Raw genomic sequence first — 25,261 nt, 5'->3', positions numbered from 1 at the left:
CATAAATCCTTGACCCCTTCGCCATGCCGTGGCACCAGTCCGCATCCGAAGTAAGTCAGTGCTTACTTATCCTCACAACGCCGCGATGACTGCAATGACCGATATTCCAGACCATATGAACCCCAAGCGTTCCTTTCAGGCGCTGATCCTGACGCTGCACAATTACTGGGCCGACAAGGGCTGCGCGGTATTGCAGCCCTATGATATGGAAGTGGGCGCTGGTACGTTTCATCCGGCAACGACGCTGCGCGCGCTGGGCCCGAAGCCTTGGAAGGCTGCCTATGTGCAACCCTCGCGCCGGCCTTCTGATGGTCGCTACGGTGAAAACCCCAACCGTTTGCAGCATTATTATCAGTATCAGGTCATTCTGAAGCCCAACCCTTCCAACCTTCAGGAACTCTATCTCGGTTCGCTGAAGGCCATCGGTCTCGATCCGCTCCTGCATGATGTGCGCTTCGTCGAAGACGACTGGGAAAGCCCGACGCTCGGCGCCTGGGGTCTCGGCTGGGAGTGCTGGTGCGACGGTATGGAAGTGTCGCAATTCACCTACTTTCAGCAGGTCTGCGGCATCGAATGCTCGCCGGTCGCTGGCGAATTGACCTACGGTCTGGAGCGTCTGGCCATGTATGTTCAGGGCGTCGACAATGTCTACGACCTCAACTTCAACGGCCGCGAGGGTGAAGAGAAGATCTCCTATGGTGACGTCTTCCTGCAGGCCGAGCAGGAATACTCCCGCCATAATTTCGAATTTGCCGACACCGGCATGCTGCATCGTCATTTCATCGACGCGGAAAAGGAATGCCTGGCGCTTCTCGCCGCCGGTGCGCCGGGTGATGATGACAATCAGCGCCTGCATAAATGCGTGTTCCCGGCCTATGACCAGTGCATCAAGGCAAGCCATGTCTTTAACCTGCTGGATGCGCGCGGCGTGATCTCGGTGACGGAACGCCAGAGTTATATCCTGCGCGTGCGCACGCTGGCAAAAGCCTGCGGCGAAGCCTTCCTGCTCACGGATGCGGGCGGGTTGAACTGGAACAGGGCCGCCTGAACCTTTATGTAAGGCGGGGCAACAGTCTAACGTGCGGGTGCCGTTGCGGCGCTCGCGCCTCTTGAGGAGGGGTCGGGAATGTTCATCACGCTGGCAATCATCGCGGCAATCGCGCTCTATGTCGTCTTCATCTATAACGGGCTCGTCAAGGCGAGGCAGATGAAGGAAGAGGCGTGGTCGGGCATCGACGTGCAGTTGAAACGCCGCGCCGATCTCATTCCCAATCTCATCGAGACCGTGAAGGGCTACGCGGCGCATGAAAAAAGCACCTTCGAAGAGGTGATTGCCATGCGCAACCGGGCCCAGGCCGTGCCCGCTGGCGATGTGGAGGGCCGCGCCCAGGCGGAAGGCATGCTGTCGCAGGCGCTCGGCAAGCTCTTTGCGCTCGCTGAAGCCTATCCTGATCTGAAAGCCAACACGAACTTTCTGGAATTGCAGCGCTCGCTGGAAACCATCGAGGGCGAACTGCAGATGTCGCGCCGTTATTACAATGGCGCCGCGCGCGATCTGAACGTCAGGGTGGAAAGCTTCCCATCCAATCTGATCGCCGGCCAGTTCGGTTTTGCCAAGGCACCCTATTTCGAGATCGACAACCCGGCAGACCGCGCCGTGCCGACCGTGAAATTCTAAGGCGACCGTTCCCCGGGGCCAAATCCTCCCGCCGACATTCCTGTATCCCGGCTCTCTGCCGCATTCTTTGACAAGACGACGATCATGATCGAACTGACCATCACCCCGCCCGGCCACCCGCTTTCCGGCAAGGTAGAGCCGCCCGGCTCCAAATCCATCACCAACCGCGCGCTTCTGCTGGCTGGCCTCGCCAAGGGAAAAAGCCGCCTAACCGGCGCGTTGAAGAGCGATGATACGCTCTATATGGCCGAAGCCCTGCGCGCCATGGGCGTTAAGGTGACAGAACCTGACGCCACGACCTTCGTGGTGGAGGGTACAGGCGTGCTTCAACAGCCGGAAAAGCCGCTTTTTCTCGGCAATGCCGGCACAGCCACGCGGTTCCTGACTGCGGCTGCAGCACTGGTGGATGGCGCCGTCATCATCGATGGCGACGAGCACATGCGCAAACGCCCGATCATGCCGCTGGTGGAAGCGCTGCGCGTCCTCGGCGTCGAAGCGGATGCGCCGACCGGCTGCCCGCCAGTTACCGTGCGGGGCAAGGGCATGGGTTTCCCGAAGGGCAGCGTCACCATCGATGCCAACCTCTCCAGCCAGTATGTGTCGGCACTTCTGATGGCGGCCGCCTGCGGCGACAAGCCTGTCGATATCATCCTCAAGGGCGAGGAAATCGGCGCGAAGGGTTATATCGATCTCACAACATCAGCCATGGAAGCTTTCGGCGCGAAGATTGAGCGGGTCAGCAACGCCATCTGGCGCGTGCATCCGACCGGCTACACCGCGACCGATTTCCACATCGAACCGGATGCATCCGCCGCCACGTATCTCTGGGGCGCGGAACTTCTGACCGCCGGTGCGATCGACATCGGCACGCCCGCCGACAAGTTCACCCAGCCGGATGCCAAGGCCTACGAGGTCATGGCGCAGTTTCCGCATCTGCCCGCTGAAATCGACGGTTCGCAGATGCAGGACGCCATTCCGACCATCGCCGTTCTCGCCGCGTTCAACGAAACGCCGGTACGTTTCGTCGGCATTGCCAATCTGCGTGTGAAGGAATGCGACCGTATCCGTGCCGTCTCGCTCGGCCTCAACGAAATCCGCAACGGTCTGGCGCATGAGGAAGGCGACGACCTGATCGTGCATGCCGACCCGGCGCTGGCGGGCCAGACGGTCGATGCCTCCATCGATACTTTTGCCGATCACCGCATCGCCATGAGCTTTGCGCTGGCGGCGCTGAAGATCGGCGGCATCGCCATCCAGAACCCTGCCTGCGTTGGCAAGACCTATCCGGGCTACTGGAAGGCGCTCGCCTCGCTCGGCGTAGACTATACTGAAAAGGAAAGTGCTGCCGAGCCGCAGCACTGAAACCGGCTGGAGGAGACCGCCCCGTGAAGACCATCGCCGCAAGACTTCTCGCGCTGCTTGTCTTCCTGGGCGCGACCTGCCCGGCCTTTGCGGAAGAATTCATCCGCTCCTATCATTCCGTCGTCGAGGTTGCGAAGAGTGGCGAACTGACGGTGACGGAAACCATCACCGCCCGTGCTGAAGGTCAGAACATCAAGCGCGGCATCTTCCGCGATTTCCCGCTTTATGCGCTGGATGCGAATAACCGACGCACCAAGGTGGATTTTAACGTCGTTTCCGTGGAGCGAGACGGCGCGCCGGAGAACTGGCGCACCGAGAATATCGATGGCGGCATCCGCATTTATACCGGCAGCGCCGACCGTTTTCTTCCGACCGGCGAGCATATCTTCCAGATCACCTACACCACCGCCCGGCAGATCCGTTATTTCAGCGATTATGACGAACTCACCTGGAACGTCACCGGCAATGGCTGGCAGTTTCCGATGGGTGAGATTTCCGCCACCATCACTTTGCCACAGGGCGTGAAGGCCACCGATACTGCCGTTTTCACCGGTCCACTCGGTGCCAAAGGCAAGGATGCGCGCATTTTGAGCGAAGGCAACGAGGTGTTTTTTGCCTCTACCCGCCCGTTTTCAGTGGGCGAGGGCATGACAGTTGCCGTGAAGTTACCGAAGGGCGCCATTGCCGCCCCCGACTCCTCCCAGGAGGCAGGTTGGTGGCTACGTGACAATCTTGCCATCCTGCTTTCGGGCGGCGGGCTTTTCGCAGTGCTGCTCTATTATCTGCGAGCATGGTTCGCGGTCGGCCGTGATCCGGCCAGGGGTGTAGTCGTGCCGCGCTGGGATGCACCGGAGGGGCTTTCGCCGGCTCTGGTCAATTACGTTGATAACAGGGGTTTTTCCGGCGCAGGCTGGACAGCGCTGTCCGCCTCGGCGCTTGATCTGGCGGTCAAGGGTTATGTCGTTCTGGAGGATCTGAAGAACTCCATAGTCATCCGCCGCACGCAAAAGCAGGCTGGGGCGGAGTTGCCGAGCGGGCAGAAGACGCTGTTGTCCTCCATCGGTGGTCCGGGCGAGACGCTCACCATCGACAAGGCGCATGGAACGGAAGTCGAAAAGGTCGGCAAGCAGTTTCGCGCGGCGATAGAAAAAGAGCACCGCGGCAAATATTACCGCAGCAATGCCGGTTACATCGTTTTCGGCATCTTCTTCAGCGTCGCCATAATCGTCGCGACGCTGGTGTTCGGTGATCTCGATGAAAGCGCCATTGCCGCCGTGCTGGTCTTCGGCTTTTTCGCCTTTTTCTTCAGCATCCTGTCGATCGGCATCGGCCGACAGTTCTCGCGTGGCGCGTCGTTGAGCAAGCGCATCGGCGGCATCGTTATGCTGGCCTTTGCCGGTTTTGTGGCTTTCTCGGTCATTGGCGGCATTGCCACGCAGATCCTGCTGGATGTGACGCATGACACCAAGTCGCTGGCGCTGGCCGCCATCGGCGGCATCGTGCTTACCAACGCGCTGTTCCTGTTCCTGATGGGTGCGCCGACGCCGCTCGGCCGCAAGCTGATGGACGGCATCGAGGGCCTCAGAACCTATCTGACGCTGGCGGAAAAGGACCGGATGAATATGGCGGACGCCCCCGCCATGTCGCCGCAGCATTTTGAGACATTGCTGCCCTATGCGGTCGCGCTCGGCGTGGAAAAACCCTGGAGCCGCACCTTCGAGACCTGGCTCGCGACAGCCGCCGCTGGTGCCGCCACGGCAAGTTATGCGCCCGGCTGGTATTTGGGCAGCAATTACGGCAGCTTCGGAGACCGGATTGGTGGGTTCTCCACTTCCATGGCGAATACAATCGCTTCCACCATTCCCCAGCCTGTCAGCTCATCTTCCTCCAGCTTTTCAGGTGGCGGTGGCGGTGGTTCTTCCGGTTCGGGCGGCGGCGGCGGTGGTGGTGGCGGCTGGTAACGTCCGCCGGCGGTAATTTAACCGATAGCTGATGACTTTTGCCGCTGGTCTTGCTAAGTCCGCGACACTCTTTTGCAACAGATTAAAGTCCTTATCCCATGCCCGATCTTCTGCTTGAACTTCGCTCCGAGGAAATCCCCGCACGCATGCAGCGTAAGGCGGCGGGCGATCTGAAGAAACTCGTCACTGACGCCTTGGTGGAGAGAGGGCTGACCTATGAGGGTGCGCGCGAATATTGGACGCCGCGCCGCCTGACGCTGGATATTCGGGGCCTCAACGCCCGCTCCGCCGATGTGCGTGAGGAAAAGAAGGGTCCGCGCACCGATGCCAACGAAAAGGCGATTGAGGGCTTTCTGCGCGGCGCTGGCCTTAATGATGTCTCCGAGGCTCAGGTCGTTTCCGATCCGAAGAAAGGCGATTTCTACATCGCCATCATCAACAAGCCCGGCCGCCCGGCGGAAGAGATTATCGCCGAGGTGATGCCCGGCATCATCCGCTCCTTCCCCTGGCCGAAATCCATGCGCTCCGGCCCGGCCTCCATGCCGAAGGGTTCCAGCTATGCCGGCATCGAAGGCAAGGGCTCGGAGAGCCTGCGCTGGGTGCGCCCGCTGCAATCCATCGTCTGCCTGTTCGGCCCCGAACATGACGAAACCCAGGTCATTCCCTTTGTCATCGACGGCATCGTCGCTGGCAACGTCACCTATGGCCACCGTTTCCATGCGCCGGGTCCGATCACCGTGCGCCGTTTCGAGGATTATGTCTCCAGCCTTGAAAAGGCGAAGGTCATTCTCGATGCCGACCGCCGCAAGGATATCATCCTGCACGATGCCAAGGATCTGGCATTTGCCAACGGCCTTGAGCTGGTGGAAGACGAAGGCCTGCTGGAAGAAGTCTCCGGCCTTGTTGAATGGCCGCAGGTGCTGATGGGCACTTTCGAGGAGGATTACCTGCAAATCCCGGCGGAAATCATCCGGCTGACCATCAAGACCAACCAGAAGTGTTTCGTCACCCGCAATCAGGGTGCGGAAGAGGGTCTTTCCAACCGCTTCATCCTGATCTCGAACATCGAGGCAAGCGACGGCGGCAAGGAAATCATCCATGGCAACGGCAAGGTCGTCCGCGCCCGCCTGTCGGATGCCCGCCATTTCTGGAACCGTGACCAGGGCGATCTGCCCGATCTGGAGACGCTCAAGGATTCGGCTGCGAAATTTGGCCTCGATCTCAAGAAGCCGCTCGACCAGCGCATGGCCAAGCTCGATGCGCTGAACGTTACCTTCCATGCCAAGCTCGGCACTCAAGGGCAGCGTGTGGCCCGCATTCGCGAACTGGCCAAGGCTCTGGCCCCCGTCGTCGGTGCCGATGCTGCTCTGGTGGACCGCGCCGTGGTGCTGGCGAAAGCCGACCTGCGCACCGAAGCTGTCGGCGAATTCCCCGAGCTTCAGGGCCTGATGGGCCGAAAATACGCAACCTTGCAGGGCGAAAACGAAAGTGTCGCCGCGGCGATCGAGGATCACTACAAGCCGCAGGGTCCCTCCGACCGCCTGCCCGCCGACAAGGTGGCGATCACGGTTGCTCTCGCCGACAAACTCGACACGCTCGTCGGCTTCTGGGCCATCGATGAAAAGCCTACCGGTTCGAAGGACCCCTTCGCGCTTCGCCGTGCGGCGCTGGGCGTGGTTCGCATTCTGCTTGAAAAGAACGTGCGCCTGTCGCTCTTGAGCGTCGCGAAGGATACTGACCTCCTCTCCTTCTTCCACGACCGCCTGAAAGTCTATCTGCGCGACCTCGGCGCCCGTTACGATCTGATCGACGCCGTCCTGACGCCGGAATCCGACGACCTGCTGATGATCGCCCGCCGTGTCGAGGCGCTGACCGCCTTCATCACCGGCGAAGATGGCCGGAACCTGCTGGCCGGTGCAAAGCGCGCCACCCAGCTTCTGGCCGCAGAGGAAAAGAAGGGCACCGTGGTTGCGAACAGCGTTTCAGAAGAACTGCTGAAGCTCGACGCCGAAAAGGCGCTTTACGCGGCGATCAAGACCGCTTCCGCCGATGCCGCAAAGGCCGTCGAGACGGAAGATTTCCGCTCCGCCATGCAGGCGCTCTCGACGCTTCGCGCGCCCGTCGACAAGTTTTTCGAGGATGTTCTCGTCAACGATGAGGACGCGGCCATCCGCGCAAACCGTCTGGCGCTGTTGAAGGCCATTCGTGAAGCCACCGGAACGGTTGCGGATTTCTCGAAGATTACCGGCTGAGACAGGCTTGCCAATGGTAATGTTTATGTTACCATTGGCCCATGAAGGTCGTTGAATATCTGGACCCGAACGGATCGAGCCCATTTGGGCGATGGTTCGTAAAGATCGAGGCGCTTGCCGCGTCGAAGGTAACGATTGCCGTGACCCGGATGGGGCAGGGCAATCTCTCCAACGTAAAATCCGTTGGCTCCGGTGTTCTCGAATACCGGATCGATTATGGTCCCGGATATCGTGTCTATTTCGGTCGTGACGGCGATGAGCTGGTGATCCTGCTGATTGGCGGAACCAAGGCCCGGCAGCAGAACGACATCGAAGCGGCCAAGGCCTTCTGGCAGGATTATAAATCCAGAAAGGGCGCCCGAAAGGGTGCCGGGACGGGTGAGTGACATGGCGCTAACGCGGGAATTCAAACAGACAGTCAAGGCGAGGGCGGAAAAAGACCCAGCCTTCCGGGCGGCTCTCTTGTCGGATGCTGTGGAACTGTTGCTGGAGGGAGATGTCGAAACCGGCAAGTCGGTATTGCGAGATTTCATCAACGCCACGATCGGTTTCGAGACTTTATCCAAACACGTGGATGTGCCTGCGAAAAGCCTGATGCGCATGTTCGGCCCGAAGGGAAATCCCCGGGCCGATAATCTGTTTAGTGTCATTCAAGCGCTTCAGAAGAACTCGGGTATACATCTCGCTGTCGCAGCGGCCTGATGATCACCAAAATCCTAATCAGCGCCTGCCTTCTCGGCCACCCGGTCAGATATGACGGCAAGGGCAAACCTCTCGTACACCCGGCGATAGACCGCTGGCGGGATGAAGGCAGGCTGGTGGCGATCTGTCCGGAAATGGCGGGCGGCATGTCCGTGCCGCGCCCGCCGGCGGAAATTGAGAATAGCGCTTCCGGTCTCGATGTGCTGGAAGGCCGCGCCCGGGTGCTGGAAGTAACCGGCGGCGATGTCACGGCGGAATTTATTGCCGGTGCGGAAAAGGCGTTGGCCCTTGCTAAAGCCAATGGCTGCACGCACGCGCTGTTGATCGACGGCAGCCCGTCCTGCGGATCGGTCGCGATCTATGACGGCTCGTTCTCCGGCATCAAACATGCGGGCAATGGCGTGACGGCGGCACTGCTTGAAAGAGCGGGAATTACGGTCTTTTCGCCTGCCGATATCGACCGGCTGGATACTCTGACACGTTGAAACAAAAAACGCCGGAGTTTCCTCCGGCGTTTTCGTTTATCCATCACCTCAGCGTCTATCACCCCGCCATGCGCATCTGCTCTGCCATGCCGTGGAATTGGTTGCCGGAGGAGACGCGGAAGCCGCGGATGAGGTTCAGCAGCTCTTCGGTATCGACGGCCAGCGCTTCCGCCGAAGCCGTAGTCTCTTCCGCCATCGCCGCATTGTGCTGGGTGGCGACGTCGAGCTGGTTGAGCGATGTGGAGATAGAGCGCAGCGTCGTGTCCTGTTCGGCCGCCGAATGGGCGATCTTGCCGACGATCTCGTTGGCGGATTTGATCTGGTCCGAGATGCGTTTCAGCGCGTCACCGGCTTCGCCGACAAGACGCACGCCGTTTTCCACCTGGTTGGAAGAGCGGGCGATCTGGTCCTTGATCTCCTTGGCGGCGGCGGCAGATTTCTGCGCCAGTTCGCGCACTTCCTGTGCCACCACGGCAAAGCCCTTGCCCGCGTCCCCGGCACGCGCCGCTTCCACGCCCGCATTCAGTGCCAGAAGATTGGTCTGGAAAGCGATATCGTCGATCACGCCGATGATGTTCGAAATCTGATCGGAAGATTGTTCGATGCCGCTCATCGCCGCAATCGCTTCTTCCACCACCCGGTCGCTGCGCATCGCTTCGGAACTGACTGTCGTGACGCGCTTGGCGGCGTCGGCTGCACCTTCAGCCGTCTGGCGTACCGCAACCGTCAACTCGTCGAGCGCGGCAGAGGTTTCCTCTAGATTTGCCGCCTGTCGTTCGGTGCGCTGCGAAAGCTCGTTGGAGGCCTTGCGGATTTCTTCCTTCGAGCCGCCGATATCGATGCTCTTGGAATTCACCTTGGCCATGGCGGCGTCGAGATGGGTCAATGCCTCGTTGAAATTGTCGCGCAGCGCGGCGTAACGGTTGCCGAGATCGGCGCAACGCACGGTCAGATCACCGCCGGCGAGTTTTTCCAGCGCCTCGCCAATGGTGGTGACGACACGCGCCTGCAATGCGGCCTCGTCGCGCTGCATGTCGAGGTTGTTCTGGCGCTCGGCGTTGAGCTGCTGCTGCTGTTCTTCCTCCCGGCGCTGCATGGCGTGGCGCTCCCGCACCTTGTCCTGAAGCGAGGCCGTGGCCTTCGCCATCATGCCCACCTCGTTGGTCAGCCCGGTATGGGGTATGGTGAGCGAGACGTTCTCATTGGCGACTTCACCCAGCGCCCTGTGAATGTCGCCGAGCGGCTTCGAGATCCCCCGGATAACGTAGAAGGCGGCGGCAAGTGCCAGCACGAAGATGGCGGCACCGATGGACAGCGCCCTCATCACCTCGCCACGAACCTGGGCATTCAGATCATCGATGTAAACGCCGGTCACGACCACCACCTGCCAGGGCTCAAAAGCAAGGGCGTAGGAGCTTTTGGCGTAGTCATTGCCTTCCATGCCGGGCTTCGGACCGTAGAAATCCGTCTGGCCGCCGCCGTTGCGGCCAAGCCGTACGAGCTCGTCACGATACTGGAAGCCCTTGCTGTCCGGCTTGCCCTTGTAGTTCTCGCCGACACGCTTCGCGTCGGGATGGAATTTCATCGTCACGTCGTAGTCGTAACCGAACAGATAGCCATCCGGAGTGAATCGCATGGCGCTGACGGTGGCGAAGGCCTGCCTCATGGCGTCTTCGCGTGAAAGCGCCCCGGCCTTTTCCTTGTCGTGGAAGGATTGCAGGATGGAAATGGCGGATTGCACCTGTGTCCGCAGCATGCCGTAGCGTTCTTCATAGATCGCGTCGGTGGCAGATTTCAGCTGGTAAAACGTTGCTGCTGCGAAGGCGGCCATAAGGGCCACCACGAGCACGATCAGCTGACGGGAAATGGAAAGATTCTTCATGGGCGCTCACAAGCTTTTGCGTCGCGAGCCGGAAAAAGCCGCGCGCTGCCGAAGTTTCGAAAATGGGAAGGCGCCTGATGCGCTGTGATCAGCCTGAAAGCGAAAGTCCGCTCCAAGTCCTCATGTCGTGCTGCATCGCACTATGAGGTCACTTAGCGGCAAAAAATTTGAATAAATATTTAATTAGCAAAAGCTTTATGAGCGTGCTTGGCAGAATAATGGATGCATAATTTATTATTCACCGGATGGTTGCCGTGCACTTCGAAAAATGCAGCGATGACGCGATTATTTGACTTTTGTCATCAAAGACGCCGCCGACACTGTCGGTCAATTGCCGCGCAATTTGAAATCCTGGAAATCGGGTGTCGCTATTACTGATGCGCTTGACGGTGCCGTGGCATTGGCCGCCGAAATTGTCTTCGTCGCTGCCGTGGTCGCGGTCATGTCTATGCCTGCTGGCGTGGCTGCCGTTTCCTCGGGGGGAGTGCCAGCTTCACCCTCATCATACGTGGCAATTGCGGTGCCAGGGGTTTCCTGCGGCATCCAAGCGGGATTGGTGCTGACGAAGGTGACGGGCGCGCCGCCAAGCCAGGCCTCGGTGCGCACCAGCGTGCGCTTACCCTCGATTTCACGCATTTCCGTGTGCTGCGTGCCCGGCTCGATGGAGGGGATGGCAAAGCCCTCGGGGGCAGGGTTGTCCTTCACGGGCTGGCAGCGGGCGCAGTCGAGGCGAACGAAGCTGCCATTGCTGGTGTGGGTGCCGTTTACATATTCGATGGAAGACGCCATCGCAGACCCGCCGGTCAGCGCGACAACCGCTGTCAAAAGAAGACGACGCATCGAAAAACCCCCGAAATGACGGCGCAGCCTCACGATCGAGACAGAATGCGCCTTTCAATGTTCGGCAGATATTATCGGTCTTTCGTTTCCATCAGGTCAGCAAACTTGGTAAAAATTGAGCGAAATCTGCGCCCCGGCCGCTGTATGCCTTGAATGGTCAGACTTTTTCGCGCGCCACGGCCTGCCAGCCGATATCGCGACGGCAGAAGCCGTTTTCCCATTCCACCTTGGCCGCCAGCGCATAGGCGCGGGCCTGCGCTTCCGTCACGTTCTTGCCAAAGGCGGTGACGTTCAGCACGCGTCCGCCCGTCGCCACCAGTCTGCCGTCCTTCAGCGCCGTCCCGGCATGGAACACCTTTGCCTCTTCGCTGGCATCGGGAATATGGGCGATGGGCGTGTTCTTGTCGTAGGCACCGGGGTAACCCTTGGAAGCTAGAACAACCGTCAGCGCCGCATCGTCGCGCCATTCCGCTTTTACCTTGTCCAGCGTGCCGGTAGCAGTGGCGTAGAGGATCGGCAGCAGGTCGCTCTTGAGGCGCATCATCAGCACCTGACATTCCGGATCGCCGAAACGCACATTGTATTCGATCAGCTCGGGGCCTTTGGCGGTGATCATCAGACCGGCGAAAAATACGCCGGAGAAGGGATTGCCGTCTTTCGCCATGCCAGAAATCGTCGGTTCGATGATTTCTTTCATGGTGCGCTCCACCATGGCTGGTGTCATCACCGGGGCGGGGGAATAGGCGCCCATGCCGCCGGTGTTGGGGCCGGTGTCGCCATCACCCACGCGCTTGTGGTCCTGGGCTGTTGCCAACGCCAGCGCGGTTTTGCCATCGGAAAGGCAGAAGAAACTGGCTTCCTCACCGTCGAGGAAAGCTTCCACCACAACCTCGGCGCCGGCAGCGCCAAAAGCGCCGTCGAAACAGTCGTCGATGGCGGCAAGCGCTTCCGCCTCGCTCATGGCAACCGTTACGCCCTTGCCGGCGGCAAGCCCGTCGGCCTTGATGACGATGGGTGCGCCCTGTTCACGGACATATTGCTTTGCGGGTTCGGCGGTCTTGAAACGCTGATAAGCCCCGGTTGGAATATCGTAACGGGCGCATAGATCCTTCGTGAACCCCTTGGAACCCTCAAGCTGAGCGGCTGCTTTCGAAGGCCCGAAGGTGGCAATACCAGCCGCACGCAGATCATCTGCCAGACCGGCAACCAGCGGCGCTTCCGGTCCGACGACGACGAAGTCAATCGCCTTTTCCCTGGCAAAGGCGATAACGGCGGCGTGGTCTTCCACGTCAAGCGAAACGAGTGTCGCATGGTCGGCGATGCCGGGATTGCCGGGAGCGGCATAAAGTTCATCGAGCAGGGGAGACTGGGCGATTTTCCACGCCAGCGCATGTTCGCGTCCGCCGGAACCGATCAACAGAACTTTCATGGTCAACACCCCTGCAAATTCGCCTGTAACCTTGTTTGAGGGGCGTTAAGGGCAGGGGGGCGAAAGGTCAAGGAGAAAGCGCCTCAAATGCCCGTCTTTCCCTCGAACTCAGCCTTTCCTGTGGAATCGTTGCCGCCTCTTGTTGTCACGCCACAATCAGACATTATGTTCGCCGCTCCAGATGTGACATCAGAGAACCCCATGACCGCAGATAATGCCCGCCTCGCCACGCTCATCGCCTCCGAAATCAACGCCCGCGCCGATCAGGTGAAGGCGGCAGTGGCGTTGCTGGACGAGGGAGCGACCGTGCCCTTCATCGCCCGTTACCGCAAGGAAGCGACGGGAGGGCTGGATGATACCCAGCTTCGAACGCTTGCCGAACGCCTCGTCTATCTGCGTGAACTCAATGCGCGCCGCGCCTCCATTGTTGATACCATCAACAGTCAGGGCAAGATGACGGACGCCCTGATGGTCAAGATCATGCAGGCGGGCACCAAGGCGGAGCTGGAAGACCTTTATCTGCCCTACAAGCCGAAGCGCCGCACCCGCGCCGAAATCGCCCGCGAGCGCGGTCTCGGTCCGCTGGCCGAAGCGATCTGGGCAAACCGCGCAGCCGATCCGGCAAAGCTTGGCGAAGCCTATGTGCAGGGCGAGGTGGCGGATGTGAAGGCAGCGCTTGAAGGCGCGCGCGACATCGTGGCGGAAACCATGACGGAAAACGCCGATCTTCTTGGACGCCTGCGCGACTATATGCGCCAGAACGCCATTTTCCGCGCCAAGGTGGTCGATGGCAAGCAGGCGGCAGGCGAAAAATTCTCCGATTATTTCGATCATTTCGAGCGCTGGGCGACGGTGCCGGGACACCGCGCGCTGGCCATGCTGCGCGGCTGGAACGAGGAGATTCTGACGCTGACCATCGATGTCGATGCGGATGATCCCTCTCCGGTCAAACCCGCGCAGCGTACCGTCGCGGCCGCCTTCGATATCCGCAATGCCGGCCCCGCCGATCAATGGTTGATGGAAGTGGCAGGCTGGACCTGGCGGGTGAAGCTCTCCATGTCGCTTTCGCTCGATCTCATGCGCGAATTGCGCGAACGTGCGGAAGAAGAGGCGATCAATGTTTTCGCCCGCAATCTCAAGGATTTGCTGCTGGCCGCACCGGCGGGCTCACGCGCCACCATGGGGCTCGATCCGGGCATCCGCACCGGCGTCAAGGTGGCCGTGGTGGATGGCACCGGCAAGCTGCTCGACACCACGACGGTCTATCCCTTCCAGCCGAGGAACGACGTGCGCGGCGCGCAGGCGGAACTCGCCATGCTCATCCGCAAGCACAATGTCGAGCTGATCGCCATCGGCAACGGCACGGGCAGCCGGGAGACGGAAAAGCTGGTCGCCGATCTGCTGACACAGATGCCGGCTTCGGCTTCCGGCGCAAAGCCCACCAAGGTCATCGTTTCGGAGGCGGGCGCATCTGTCTATTCCGCGTCGGAACGGGCGGCGGCGGAATTCCCCAATCTCGACGTGTCCCTGCGTGGCGCGGTGTCCATCGCCCGCCGCCTTCAGGACCCGCTGGCCGAACTGGTGAAGATCGAGCCGAAATCCATAGGCGTCGGGCAGTATCAGCACGATGTCGATCAGGGCCGTCTCAGCCGTTCACTCGACGCGGTCGTGGAAGATGCGGTGAATGCCGTCGGTGTCGATCTCAATACCGCCTCCTCGCCGCTTCTGGCGCGGGTTTCCGGCCTCGGTGCTTCGATTGCCGATGCCATCGTCGCACACCGCGACCAGACCGGCCCCTTTGCCAGCCGCAAGGAGCTGTTGAAGGTGCCGCGCCTTGGCCAGCGCACCTTCGAGCAATGCGCCGGCTTTCTGCGTATTCCCAACGGCAAGGAACCGCTGGATTCGTCCTCCGTGCACCCCGAAGCCTATGGCGTTGCGAAAAAGATCGTTGCCGCCTGCGGTCGCGACCTGCGCACGCTGATGGGTGACAGCGCCACGCTGAAGGGGCTGGATCCGAAGCGCTTCATCGACGAGCAATTCGGCCTGCCCACCGTCAAGGACATCATCGCCGAACTGGAAAAGCCCGGCCGAGACCCGCGCCCAAGCTTCAAGACGGCGACCTTTGCTGACGGCGTGGACGAGATCACCGATCTGAAACCGGGCATGTTGCTGGAAGGTACCGTCACCAATGTCGCCGCCTTCGGCGCTTTCGTGGATATCGGTGTGCATCAGGACGGGCTCGTGCATGTCTCGCAGCTGGCCGACCGTTTCGTGAAAGACCCGCATGAGGTCGTGAAAGCGGGTGATGTCGTCAAGGTCCGTGTCGTGGAAGTGGATGTGAAGCGCAAGCGTATTGCCCTCACCATGCGCAAGGACGGCGGCGAGGCGGCACCCCAGCCAATGCGCGAAAAGGGCAATGCGGGCGCCATGCGCCACGCGAATTCCAAACCGCAGGGACACAACGAAGGGTCGCAATCCGGTGGTGCTCTTGCTGCGGCTCTGGCCGAAGCGATGAAGCGACGCTGACCTCCGGTTGAAATGATTTCTATGGAAAAGCCCTGCCAGAAACACCGGTGGGGCTTTTTGCTTGATGAAATCGTTCAATTTTTTTGAAATAAGACTATCTTGAAACTTGTGCTGAAAGGAATACGGTCAGAAAAATTGATAAGTGAGACTTAGCAATTGGGGGTGCCATGGCGTCGTCTCTGCATGTTCTTCTCGAAAAGATAATCAAGAACGGTAATCTTGTCGTCAATAGCCCGGGTGGTAGCCGTACATTTGGTAACGGTACCGGAACAAGGGTGGTTCTGAATTTCACCGACGAAGCTGCCATGCAGGAGATCGCTGCCGATCCTGCGCTGAAACTCGCCGAAATTTATATGGAAGGCCGTATGCAGGTCGTCGAGGGCGACATCTACGACTTTCTGGCGCTGGTTAAAAGCAACACGCTAAGCGAGGCGCTGTCCTTCGGCATGGTGTGGCGTGGTATGGCCCGCATCATCGCCGCCCGCATCAGGATGCATCTGCCGGTAAACCACAACAAGAGCAACGTCGCCCATCACTATGATCTGAGCGCCAAGCTGTTCGACATCTTCCTTGATGAGGACTGGCAATATTCCTGCGCCTATTTCAATCCGCCGGGCATCAGCCTTTATGAGGCGCAGGTCGCCAAGAAGCGGCACATCGCCGCCAAGCTGATGACGGAGCCGGGCCAGAGCGTACTGGAGATCGGATCCGGCTGGGGCGGCATGGCGATGTATATTGCCGAAAGTGCAGGTGCCGATGTGACCGGCATCACGCTCAGCGAGGAGCAACTGCGCGTTTCCCGTGACCGTGCAGCAAAACGTGGGCTTGCCGGCAATGTTCGTTTCGAATTGCAGGACTACCGTTACCTGCCTGCCTCGAAGAAATTCGACCGTATCGTCTCGGTCGGCATGTTCGAACATGTCGGGCCGACCCATTACCGCGATTATTTCGACAAGGTGGCGGAGGTTCTGGACGACAAGGGCGTAATGGTGCTGCATTCCATCGGCCAGCCCAGTCCGGCACTGGCGACCAATCCCTTCATCGAAAAATATATTTTCCCCGGTGGTTACATCCCCTCGCTTGCCGAGGTGCTGCCGGCCATCCAGAAGTCGGGGCTGCTGGTGAAGGATATCGAAATCCTGCCCATGCATTATGCGCATACGCTGCGGCACTGGCGCGAACGTTTCGTGGCGCGCAAGGCAGAGGCCGTAGCACTTTATGACGAACGTTTCTTCCGCATGTGGGAATTTTATCTGGCGGGGTCCGAAATGGCCTTTACCCACGAAAATTTCCATATTTTCCAGATCCAGCTCGCCAAGGATCGCGACGCCGTTCCGCATAATCGCGATTACATTGCCCGCAACGAGGAAAAGCTGCTGGAGTTCGAAAAGACGCGGCCGCCGCTTGCGAAGGTTATGTTCTAAGGCTTGTCCATTCGCCATCGTCAAGCCGGACCTGATCTGGCATCCAGCCAGCCCAAGTCCTTGGGCTGAAAGAAGGCTTCCTACCGCGCAGACGCGCGACGTCTGAATTCCGGCTCAGGGCCGGAATGACGGAAGAGCTAATCGCCGCCTTCTCGCGCTGGTTAATGGAATGGAAACGGAATCCCTCTAATTCTACGCTTACCTGTTTGTATTGCGTTTCCTGGGGTTATTTTCATGTTCAAGCCATCAGCGGCCGTCGCCGCTTGTGTTTTATCGCTTTTTGCCGTCGGTAACGCCCATGCCGATGGCTGGTTTTCCGGCGACTGGTATTTGAAGCTCGGCGGTTCGGGTTTTTCTGCGCCGAAATATCAGGGCGACAACAAGAACGAATTCGGCTTTTCGCCCATCATTTCTCTCGGCCGTCAGGGTCAGGGCGCGCGTTTCACGTCGCGCAACGACAGCGCCTCGATCTCGCTGCTGGACAATGGCCCGATCAGCATGGGTCTTGCGGGAAAGCTGGTGTCTCCGCGTGATCAGAAGGATTCGGCCGATCTGAAAGGCATGACCCGCATCAAGCGCGGCGGCGAGCTTGGCGGTTTCGCCGAGGCTTATCCCACCGACTGGCTGCGTATTCGCGGCGAAGCCCGTCAGGGCATCCGCAGCCATAGCGGCGTGGTCGCCGACCTCTCGGCCGACGTCTTCACCGATATCGCCCCCGGTATCCAGATTTCCGCCGGCCCGCGCGCCACATGGGTCAGCAGCAAATACAATGAACGCTATTACGGCGTAAGCGCCGCGCAAACAGCGGCCGGCGCGCCATCGCCCTACAGCCCCGGCGGCGGCCTGCATTCCGCCGGCGTCGGCGCCGCCATCACCTGGAAGGTCACGGAAGCCGCTGAAGTTGGTTCCTTCGCCGAATATCGCCGCCTGACGGGCGATGCCGCCGACAGCTCGCTGGTGCGTGAGCGCGGCTCCAAGAATCAGTTCGTCGTCGGCGTCCAGGCAAGCTACAAATTCGGCTTCACGCTGCCCTGAGGCGAGGCGAATATGCCCACCCCAAGCCCCGCCGCGAAAGCGTTGCGGGGCTTTTTTGTGGCTACGGCCAAGTGCTGAAATCGATTCCGATTCGCCCGCCGATGCTGTAGAACCATCCCCATGGTTCACCACAGCGATTTGTCAGACCGCGTCTCCGACGCACCATCCAACAATTGGGTCTATCGGATTTTGCCGAGACCCCTCTGGCCCTATGCGCAGCTGGCAAGATGGGACCGCCCCATCGGCTGGCAATTGCTGATGTGGCCGTGTTTCTGGTCCGCAGCACTCGCGGCCAATGCCGCGGTAGCAAGCGGCGGTTTTTCCTGGGGCACGCTGATCTGGCATCTGGCGCTGTTTTTCATCGGATCGGTGGCGATGCGCGGCGCGGGCTGCACCTATAACGATCTTGCGGACCACAAGATCGACATGGCCGTGGCGCGCACGCGCTCGCGGCCGCTGCCATCTGGTCGCGTGAGCAGGGCGCAGGCGAAGGTCTTCATCGTGTTGCAGGCGCTCGCCGGACTCGTGGTGCTGTTGCAGTTCAACGGATTTGCGATTGCCACCGGCATATTCTCGCTGGTCTTCGTGGCAATCTATCCCTTCGCCAAGCGCTTCACCAACTGGCCGCAATTTTTTCTCGGCCTTGCCTTTTCCTGGGGTGCGCTGATGGGCTGGGCCGGGCAGTTCGGGTCCATCGCCTGGCCTGCTGTCCTGCTTTATGTCGGCTCCATCGCCTGGACGATCGGTTATGATACAATCTACGCTCATCAGGACAAGGAAGACGACACGGCTGTGGGCATCGGTTCAACTGCGCTGCTGTTTGGAGACAACACACATCGCTGGCTGGTTTTTCTTTATGGCACAGCCCTTGTCATGATCGCCCTGTCCTTCTGGGGAGCGGGCGTTAACCTGATCGCCTATAGCGGCCTTGCCGCCGCCGCCATCATGCTTTTCCGGCAGGTCTGGGTGCTCGATATCGACGACGTGGCCCAATGCCTTGTGCTGTTTAAATCCAACAACCGCGTCGGCGTGCTGATTTTCGCCGGCCTCATTCTGCCGCTTCTGTTGGCGTGAGGTTGTTGAAAGGCAAGATGCAAAAAAGCCCGGCCGCGATATCCGCGCCGGGCTTTTTATTGTTTTGTCTGAAGATTATCAGCTGCGGGCGATGATTTCCTTGCCCTCGATCTTCATGCTCATGCCGAGAGAACCGGTGGAGCGGCGAACGAGAAAGCGCGGGCGACGATCCGCGAAATAGGAGTGCCGGCGACGGGGGCGGCTGTTCTTGGTGCGCACCTTGCCGAGATGTTCTTCCAGCGGACGGGCGACGCCATCGGCCTCCACCATCAGCATCGGAATGCGGTAGGCTTCGGACCAGCTGCGCCAGTCGGCGGCGATATCGCAAAGATCATGGGCGACGAGAAGCGGAACGCAAAGTTCCGGATCGTCGTGGTGAAGCTCCAGCGTCACCGTCACCTGTCCATCACCATGGTCGATGGCGCGGGCGGCAACGCCCTTGAAAGCGCGGGCTGGCAGGGCGAAGGACAAAGGCAGGCCGGAAGAGGACAGGACCTTTCGCAGAACGGCGCCCCGTTCATCGAGCGTGACGGCAACATCGGTTGCGCCATTGCCCCTGCCATAGGTGACCTGTTGCGGAAAACGTGCCGGGTCGAGTCTGAGTGTGGCGACGGCCCAGTCGGGCTTCAGAACGGTCTTGGTCATGTTTATTCTACCCTTGTTTTACCTGAGAGCCGGTTTCCGGTCTTCTCATCGGGACTTTTCGTCCTCTGATGTCAGGAGAATATCCGCCGCATGTTCGAGACTGCTTAAAAATCGCGGTTAAGAAAACTTTGCATTCCCAAATGGTTAGCAAAACCCACCGTGGCATGGTTTCGCTGAGGTAAAGCCGATTGAGACAATGCGATTTTTCTCAGTCCCGAAACTGTGCTCTTTCAAGCTCCGGGCAAGGCGCGTCATGCACAGTCGCGCCAAGGCCTGCCGTGCGTCCGGATGGAGGTGTGGTGGGCGAATTCAAAACCGGAGCCGGCCGTATCCAGCGTGATGCGCGGTGCTCCATGGGGCATTCGCATGGTATCGACATTTCTGAGCTACGACCTCATCAACCGCGATATGAAGGCAAGCATTTCACGCGTGTCGCAGCAGGGGATCGTCGAGCGGCAGACGAAATATTACAAGGAAAACATCGGCAATGTAAAAAGCGTCGACGAGTTCCTCAATAACTACCAGCTCTATTCCTATGCCATGGATGCCTTCGGTCTCGGCGAGATGACCTATGCCAAGGCCTTCATGAAGAAGGTGCTGGAAAGCGACCTGAACGACCAGAACAGCTTTGCCAACAAGCTGACCGATGAACGTTATCGCGAATTTGCCGCATCCTTCAACTTCACGCAGTCCACGACCACGGTGCAGACGGAGGCGCAGCTCGACAAGATGATCGGGCTTTACGACACCTCGATCACCAACCTCGATGACAGCCTGTCCGAAGAAACCCGTTATTATAAGGCGATCATCGGAACGGTCACGAACGTGGACCAGCTGCTTCAGAACGATAGAACCCGCGCCTACATCTTCGAGGTCTTCAGCATTGATGAGAAGACCTACAGCTATTCCCACATCAAGGGATTGATGACGAGCGATATCGATGACCCGAACAGCTATCTGAACCAGAAGTTCGGCGCGGCCTATTCCGCTGCCGTGGAAAAGCTTACGACCAAGGGCAATATCGAGTTGCATGGGGATGTGACGGATCGGATAACGGCCATCGATACCGCGCTGGCTGATACCACGCTGACCGCCGAACAGCGAACCGCCCTTGAAACAGAGAAAACCACCCGGCAGGATCAGCTCACCCAGCTTGAAGCCGTGCTGCCGCCGAAGGACCAGTGGGCGGCGACCCTTGCCTCCATCACGGCGGAGCAGACCCAGCTCTCGAATACCGTCTCGCAATATAATACGATGGCGCAGATGGCCCAGGCTTTCGAATTTGCCAATGACGGTACCGTTGCGGCCGGCCAGGCGCAGACCGCCGACAACGTCAAGATCCTGACCCAGGCCTATGTCGGCAGTGCCCCGCGTGTGACCCCGACCGTTGCCACCTTGAACAGGGATTATTTCGAATCGAAGATCGGTTCGATCAAGACCGTCGATGAGTTAATGGCAGACCCGCGTCTGGTGAATTACATCAAGGTCGCATTCGACCTGAATGACTTGACCATAGTCAATGCGACGATCGAGAACATTTTGACCAGCGATCTCAGCGATCCCAACAACTATATCGCCAAGTTCGGCAATGGCGACAAACGTTACATCGCATTGCGTGAAGCGTTCAATTTCAAGGCGGATGGAACGCTGCCGGACGGTACGGCACCACAGACGACGACCCAGACCGTTACCACGACCAACGGGTACATGAACCATTATAACGACAAGGACGAAGCCGCTGACGAAAACGCTTTGAAGCTGTTCAAGAGCGATATTGCCAACGTCAAATCCGTTGCGGACTTCCTGGAAAGCAGCGCGGTCTACACCTATGCGCTCAAGGCGGTCGGCCTCGATCCGACGAAGGTGAATATTGCGGACGTTCGTAGAGCCTTGACCAGCGACCTGCTGGACAAGAAGAGCTACGTTTATGCGCTGAAAGACGACCGTTACGTCAAACTCGCGGAACTCTTCAACTTCAAGTCTGACGGATCGCCAGGCTCTCCGGTTCTTGCGCAGTCCGAACTTGAAATTCAGAGCATGTCGGTCGACTACATCAAGAAGAAATCAGCCTTCGGAACAGACCAGGAAAAGGAAGCCGCCAAGAAGGAGGCGGAATTTTTCCGTTCGGAGCTACAGAAGGTCAAGACGCTCAAGGATTTTCTGGGGAATGATCGCCTGACGAAATTCGCGATGGAATCGCTTGGCATCGACCCGACGAAGGTCACCAAGGACCAGCTGCAAAAAATGTTCACGTCCAATCTGGATGACAAGGACAGCTATCTCAACAAGGAGATGGACCCGGCTTTTCGCCGTCTCGTCACCGCGTTCAATTTCGACACGGACGGTAATATCCTGCGCGAGGATCGAAGCTCCATCCAGACTCGTCGCGGCCTCTACGAGACGCTGGACAATTATCTGACGCAGACGCTGGAGACGCAGGCAGGTGAAGAAAATGCGGGCGTGCGTCTGGCGCTCTATTTCAAGCGAATGGCGGCGGGAACAACGTCCTATTACTCCATTCTCGCCGACACCGCGATCCAGAACTTCATCACGACCACCTTTGGCATTCCCGATGAACTCGGCAATGCCGGGGTCGATACGCAGGTGGCGATGATGAAGAAATATTTCGACATCGAGGACTTTCAGGACCCCGATAAGGTCAAGAAGCTGATCGCCCGTTTTACCATCATGTACGACGACAAGCAGAACACCACCAACCCGATCATGATGCTGTTCAACGGCAGCGGCTCGGTGGGCATCAGCGGCGACACGCTGCTGGCTGTCGCATCGCTGCGTGCACGGTAGGCTGCAACGCGAAGTCGGACGATGGAAAGGCCGAGCTTACCCGGTTAAGGCGTCTCACACGCCCGCATTTGCGGACCCATTCACCAGCCCGGCAGCATGTGCCCGGCGCGCAGGCGCGGCATCTTCGGGTAGGTCTTCACATCGTTATCCAGCTCATCGGCGACGTTCATCGGAGAGATGTTGTCGAGGCAGGCGGTGATGTGGTCTGTAATGGCGTTCACCAGCGAGGGCGACAGGCCGGGCCGTTTCATCAGGCCGATCTGGACCGGCGGCAGCGGTGGGAAACCGTCCGAGGCGGTCAAAACCTTCATGCCGGTACGCAGCGCCGATTCCGGCAGCACGGAAACCGCCATGCCTGCCAGCACGGCGGCGGCAACCACGGTGGAAGACCAGCTGGTGAACAGCACCTGATAATCCCGCCCGTCGGCATCGAGCGCCGAGCAGGCAAGTTGGCGCCAGTGACAGTCGCGTCGGCCGACAGCCAGCGGCACTGGCGCATCATCCTTCAGCGGATGGTTCGCGGAGGTGACCCAGCAGAGCGGCTCGGTGCGCACGACATCTGAGGAGCGGGCGCGGGGATTGTGGGTGACGAGTGCTATATCCAGCTCGCCGCGCGCCATTTTTTCGGCAAGGCTCACCGAAGGTTCGCAGACGATGTAAAGCTCGACATTCGGATGCGTCTTGGCGAAACGCCCGATGATCTCTGGCATGTAGCGGTCGGCATAGTCGTCCGGGGTGCCGATGCGCAACGTGCCCTCGAGCCTGTTGTCATCGAAGGCCGCAATCGCCTCGTTGTTAAGGCGAATGATGCGGCGGGCATAATTCATCAGTTTCTCGCCCTCGGCCGTCAGGCGGTTGCCGCGCCCGTCCTTTGCAAAGAGCTGTTTGCCGATCCGCTCCTCAAGTCGCCGCATCTGCATGGATACGGCGGATTGCGTCTTGAAAACGCGCTCAGCGGCCTTGGTAAAGCTGCCGGTATCGACAATGGCGATGAAGGTGTGCAGCTGGTCTATGTCAAGAGGTGCGGACATTGATACTCATCCATCAGAATGATTGATGCCTCACATTAGAAACATTCGTTGGACTGATCAATAGTCTTGCGACATTTTGACACCCAGCAAATCAATCTCAACCCCGGGGCGGGCACATTGTCAGGCCCCCAACCCAAGGCAGCTTCCCGCGCACGGTGCGTCGGGAGCGGTGCCGCATCGTGCCGTTACGGAAGGATCATTGTTATGCGCACGGCAGAACGGAAAATGGAACTGGAATTCGCAACCGGCCAGCAGAGCGACACCCTGCGTCGCATCGCTTTCGGTGTTGCTTCCACCGTGAAAACGTTTGTGCAGCGCATCTACAATCGTATCGTCGCAAATGGTCTCACGGAGCTTGACGATCGCCTGCTCGCCGATATCGGGCTGGCGCGCTCGGATGTGACCAACGCGCTCAATACCGGCTTGCTCGAAGATCCGACCGCCCATCTGACCCGCGCCGCACGCACGCGCTCAGTCACGCGGTTCAAGACGCTCTAGGCTTGTGTTCGTGCAATTCCGGCGTACCTCCAGACGCCGGGATTGCTCGCGAACCGATAAGGTTTTCCCCGCAGGGTGATTTGCCAATAACCCTGCCTTTGCCCGGTGTCAGGCCCCTCGGCCGCACCGGGTTTTTTTATGGCAACGCCTTGCCTGTCTTGCGCACTGTCCGGACGTAAAGCCGCTGCGCTGTTTCAGCGAAATGCTTTAATACTGATATTCATCGAATACTGGCAGCACCGATCCACCCCAGCGGCCATTATAGAGCGCAAGCAGATCTTCGGCGAGCGTGGTCTTCTTGGCAAGCACCTCGTCCAGCGATGACAGGAACACGGTTTCGTCTTGGCCTTCGCCGTTCAGCCGGTTGCGGTTCTTGAGGCCGGTGCGGGAAATGTCGAGCACCTCGCGGGCGAAACCGAGAAGCGGCTTGCCGGCGATCTCCGCCGCCAGCCCCTTGGCCGGCACGGTATTGCGAAGGGCGATGACCTCATCAAAACTCCAGTCGGCTGTCAGCGCATCGGCTGCGTCAAGCGCTTCCTGATTATAGAGAAGGCCGACCCAGAAAGCGGGCAGGGCACAGATGCGTCTCCATGGGCCGCCATCGGCACCACGCATTTCCAGAAAGCGCTTCAGGCGCACATCGGGGAACAGCGTGGAGAGATGGTTCGTCCAGTCACCCATGGTCGGTTCCCATTCGGCGATTTCACCCTTCAGAGCCCCGTTCATGAACTGGCGGAAGGTGACATGGGTGCAATCGTGATACTTGCCGTCGCGCACGATGAAATACATCGGCACATCCAGCGCCCATTCGACATAATCCTTGAAGCCGAAATCGTCATTGAAGGTGAAGGGCAGTACGCCGGAGCGGCGATTGTCGGTATCGCGCCAGATATCGCCGCGCCAGGAAAGCAGGCCGTTCGGCTTGCCTTCGGTAAAGGGCGAGGAAGCAAACAGTGCGGTTGCCAGCGACTGGAGCTTCATGGAAACGCGCATCTTCTGGCGCATATCCGCTTCGGAAGAGAAGTCGAGGTTAACCTGAATGGTGCAGGTACGGTACATCATGTCGAGACCCTTGGTCCCGACCTTCGGCATGTAGCGCGTCATGATCGCGTAGCGCGATTTCGGCATGCGCGGTGTTTCGTCATAGCTCCACAGCGGGCTGCCGCCAATGCCGAGAAAACGGATACCCATCGGCTCCGCCACTTCGCGCAGGGTCGCCAGATGCTGGTTGGATTCCTTGCAGGTCTGATGCAGGTTCTCGAGCGGGGCACCTGACAGTTCGAACTGGCCGCCCGGCTCGATCGATATGGCGCCCATGCCGTGCTGTTCGCCAAGTCCGATGATGTTTTCACCATCCATGATCGGCTCCCAGCCGAGCTTTTCCTGCATGCCCTTCAGCAGAGCGGAAATGCTGGCCTCGCCGAAATAGGGAACCGGCCGGTTGCCCTCGCGGAAAAAGGCGAATTTCTCGTGCTCGGTGCCAATGCGGAAGTCGGCTTCAGCTCTGCAACCGCCGGCCAGATAATCTGTAAGCTCCGTGACGGAGGAGAGGGGTGTCTGGTCGGTCGTATCGCGTGCCATGGCTTACCTTGTTATGACGTCTCTGTTGCGGCGAGGCATATGTGTGGCAGA

The 25,261-nt window shown here is 59.4% G+C and carries 20 protein-coding genes; 14 read left to right on the top strand and 6 right to left on the bottom strand.

The window, feature by feature from the left end; all coding sequences use genetic code 11:
* The first annotated feature begins 85 nt into the window (after window positions 1-85).
* From ACQZ6D_RS14700 to ACQZ6D_RS14665, 8 genes are all read left to right on the top strand, one after another.
* Entirely contained in the window at window positions 86-1,048 is a 963-nt protein-coding gene (locus tag ACQZ6D_RS14700; RefSeq protein ID WP_013635520.1) for a glycine--tRNA ligase subunit alpha, read from the top strand.
* A 78-nt stretch (window positions 1,049-1,126) separates the two neighbouring features.
* Window positions 1,127-1,678 carry a LemA family protein gene (locus ACQZ6D_RS14695; RefSeq protein ID WP_025592535.1) on the top strand — a complete coding sequence of 184 codons (552 nt, stop codon included), beginning with the start codon at window positions 1,127-1,129 and terminating at the stop codon, window positions 1,676-1,678.
* A gap of 84 nt (window positions 1,679-1,762) precedes the next feature.
* Entirely contained in the window at window positions 1,763-3,040 is a 1,278-nt protein-coding gene (locus ACQZ6D_RS14690) for a 3-phosphoshikimate 1-carboxyvinyltransferase (RefSeq protein ID WP_065703855.1), read from the top strand.
* A gap of 23 nt (window positions 3,041-3,063) precedes the next feature.
* The gene (locus ACQZ6D_RS14685) at window positions 3,064-5,001 is read left to right on the top strand and encodes a DUF2207 domain-containing protein (RefSeq protein WP_065703857.1); all 1,938 of its coding nucleotides are present in this window, start codon (window positions 3,064-3,066) and stop codon (window positions 4,999-5,001) included.
* 98 nt (window positions 5,002-5,099) lie between these two features.
* Window positions 5,100-7,253: a glycine--tRNA ligase subunit beta gene (glyS, locus tag ACQZ6D_RS14680; RefSeq protein ID WP_065703859.1), complete on the top strand. Its 2,154-nt coding sequence runs from the start codon at window positions 5,100-5,102 to the stop codon at window positions 7,251-7,253.
* Window positions 7,254-7,294: 41 nt separating this feature from the next.
* Window positions 7,295-7,639 (top strand): type II toxin-antitoxin system RelE/ParE family toxin, encoded by a 345-nt coding sequence (locus ACQZ6D_RS14675; RefSeq protein WP_025592539.1) that lies wholly within the window; start codon window positions 7,295-7,297, stop codon window positions 7,637-7,639.
* A 1-nt stretch (window position 7,640) separates the two neighbouring features.
* On the top strand, window positions 7,641-7,955 hold the full coding sequence (locus ACQZ6D_RS14670) for a helix-turn-helix domain-containing transcriptional regulator (protein ID WP_003515190.1): 315 nt from the start codon (window positions 7,641-7,643) through the stop codon (window positions 7,953-7,955).
* Window positions 7,955-8,440 carry a 2-thiouracil desulfurase family protein gene (locus ACQZ6D_RS14665; protein ID WP_065703861.1) on the top strand — a complete coding sequence of 162 codons (486 nt, stop codon included), beginning with the start codon at window positions 7,955-7,957 and terminating at the stop codon, window positions 8,438-8,440. The genes ACQZ6D_RS14670 and ACQZ6D_RS14665 overlap by 1 nt, the downstream gene beginning before the upstream one ends.
* Window positions 8,441-8,498: 58 nt before the next feature.
* On the opposite strand, the gene ACQZ6D_RS14660 is transcribed toward ACQZ6D_RS14665, so the two are convergent.
* From ACQZ6D_RS14660 to purD, 3 genes are all read right to left on the bottom strand, one after another.
* Window positions 8,499-10,322 (bottom strand): methyl-accepting chemotaxis protein, encoded by a 1,824-nt coding sequence (locus ACQZ6D_RS14660; RefSeq protein ID WP_448729788.1) that lies wholly within the window; start codon window positions 10,320-10,322, stop codon window positions 8,499-8,501.
* Window positions 10,323-10,649: 327 nt separating this feature from the next.
* Window positions 10,650-11,162: a plant virulence effector HPE1-like domain-containing protein gene (locus tag ACQZ6D_RS14655; protein ID WP_065703927.1), complete on the bottom strand. Its 513-nt coding sequence runs from the start codon at window positions 11,160-11,162 to the stop codon at window positions 10,650-10,652.
* Window positions 11,163-11,319: 157 nt separating this feature from the next.
* Entirely contained in the window at window positions 11,320-12,591 is a 1,272-nt protein-coding gene (gene purD, locus ACQZ6D_RS14650; protein ID WP_065661341.1) for a phosphoribosylamine--glycine ligase, read from the bottom strand.
* A 201-nt stretch (window positions 12,592-12,792) separates the two neighbouring features.
* Here purD and ACQZ6D_RS14645 point away from each other — a divergent pair, with 201 nt between their 5' ends.
* From ACQZ6D_RS14645 to ubiA, 4 genes are all read left to right on the top strand, one after another.
* Window positions 12,793-15,117, top strand: a complete 2,325-nt coding sequence (locus tag ACQZ6D_RS14645) for a Tex family protein (RefSeq protein WP_041694305.1) — start codon at window positions 12,793-12,795, stop codon at window positions 15,115-15,117.
* A gap of 167 nt (window positions 15,118-15,284) precedes the next feature.
* Complete coding sequence (locus ACQZ6D_RS14640) at window positions 15,285-16,541, top strand: SAM-dependent methyltransferase (RefSeq protein ID WP_019564261.1); 1,257 nt, start codon at window positions 15,285-15,287, stop codon at window positions 16,539-16,541.
* Between the two features lie 234 nt (window positions 16,542-16,775).
* A complete protein-coding gene (locus ACQZ6D_RS14635) occupies window positions 16,776-17,576 on the top strand; it encodes a MipA/OmpV family protein (RefSeq protein WP_003515199.1) in 801 nt (266 codons plus the stop codon).
* Window positions 17,577-17,696: 120 nt separating this feature from the next.
* Window positions 17,697-18,650 carry a 4-hydroxybenzoate octaprenyltransferase gene (gene ubiA / locus ACQZ6D_RS14630; RefSeq protein WP_003515201.1) on the top strand — a complete coding sequence of 318 codons (954 nt, stop codon included), beginning with the start codon at window positions 17,697-17,699 and terminating at the stop codon, window positions 18,648-18,650.
* Between the two features lie 78 nt (window positions 18,651-18,728).
* Here the strand turns inward: ubiA and ACQZ6D_RS14625 are convergent, their stop codons facing one another.
* On the bottom strand, window positions 18,729-19,295 hold the full coding sequence (locus ACQZ6D_RS14625) for a DUF6101 family protein (protein ID WP_003515202.1): 567 nt from the start codon (window positions 19,293-19,295) through the stop codon (window positions 18,729-18,731).
* A gap of 366 nt (window positions 19,296-19,661) precedes the next feature.
* On the opposite strand from ACQZ6D_RS14625, the gene ACQZ6D_RS14620 reads away from it, so the two are divergent.
* Window positions 19,662-22,100 (top strand): DUF1217 domain-containing protein, encoded by a 2,439-nt coding sequence (locus ACQZ6D_RS14620; protein ID WP_149909644.1) that lies wholly within the window; start codon window positions 19,662-19,664, stop codon window positions 22,098-22,100.
* Window positions 22,101-22,180: 80 nt separating this feature from the next.
* Here the strand turns inward: ACQZ6D_RS14620 and ACQZ6D_RS14615 are convergent, their stop codons facing one another.
* A complete protein-coding gene (locus ACQZ6D_RS14615) occupies window positions 22,181-23,131 on the bottom strand; it encodes a LysR substrate-binding domain-containing protein (RefSeq protein WP_003515204.1) in 951 nt (316 codons plus the stop codon).
* Between the two features lie 204 nt (window positions 23,132-23,335).
* On the opposite strand from ACQZ6D_RS14615, the gene ACQZ6D_RS14610 reads away from it, so the two are divergent.
* Window positions 23,336-23,629, top strand: a complete 294-nt coding sequence (locus tag ACQZ6D_RS14610; RefSeq protein WP_003515205.1) for a DUF1127 domain-containing protein — start codon at window positions 23,336-23,338, stop codon at window positions 23,627-23,629.
* Between the two features lie 207 nt (window positions 23,630-23,836).
* On the opposite strand, the gene ACQZ6D_RS14605 is transcribed toward ACQZ6D_RS14610, so the two are convergent.
* Window positions 23,837-25,210, bottom strand: a complete 1,374-nt coding sequence (locus tag ACQZ6D_RS14605; RefSeq protein ID WP_013635532.1) for a glutamate--cysteine ligase — start codon at window positions 25,208-25,210, stop codon at window positions 23,837-23,839.
* Window positions 25,211-25,261: the final 51 nt, after the last annotated feature.

Source organism: Agrobacterium sp. 22-3639C2, from assembly GCF_053522105.1.
Note: the sequence above shows the minus strand (reverse complement) of the source record. Positions and strands in the feature narration are given on the sequence as shown.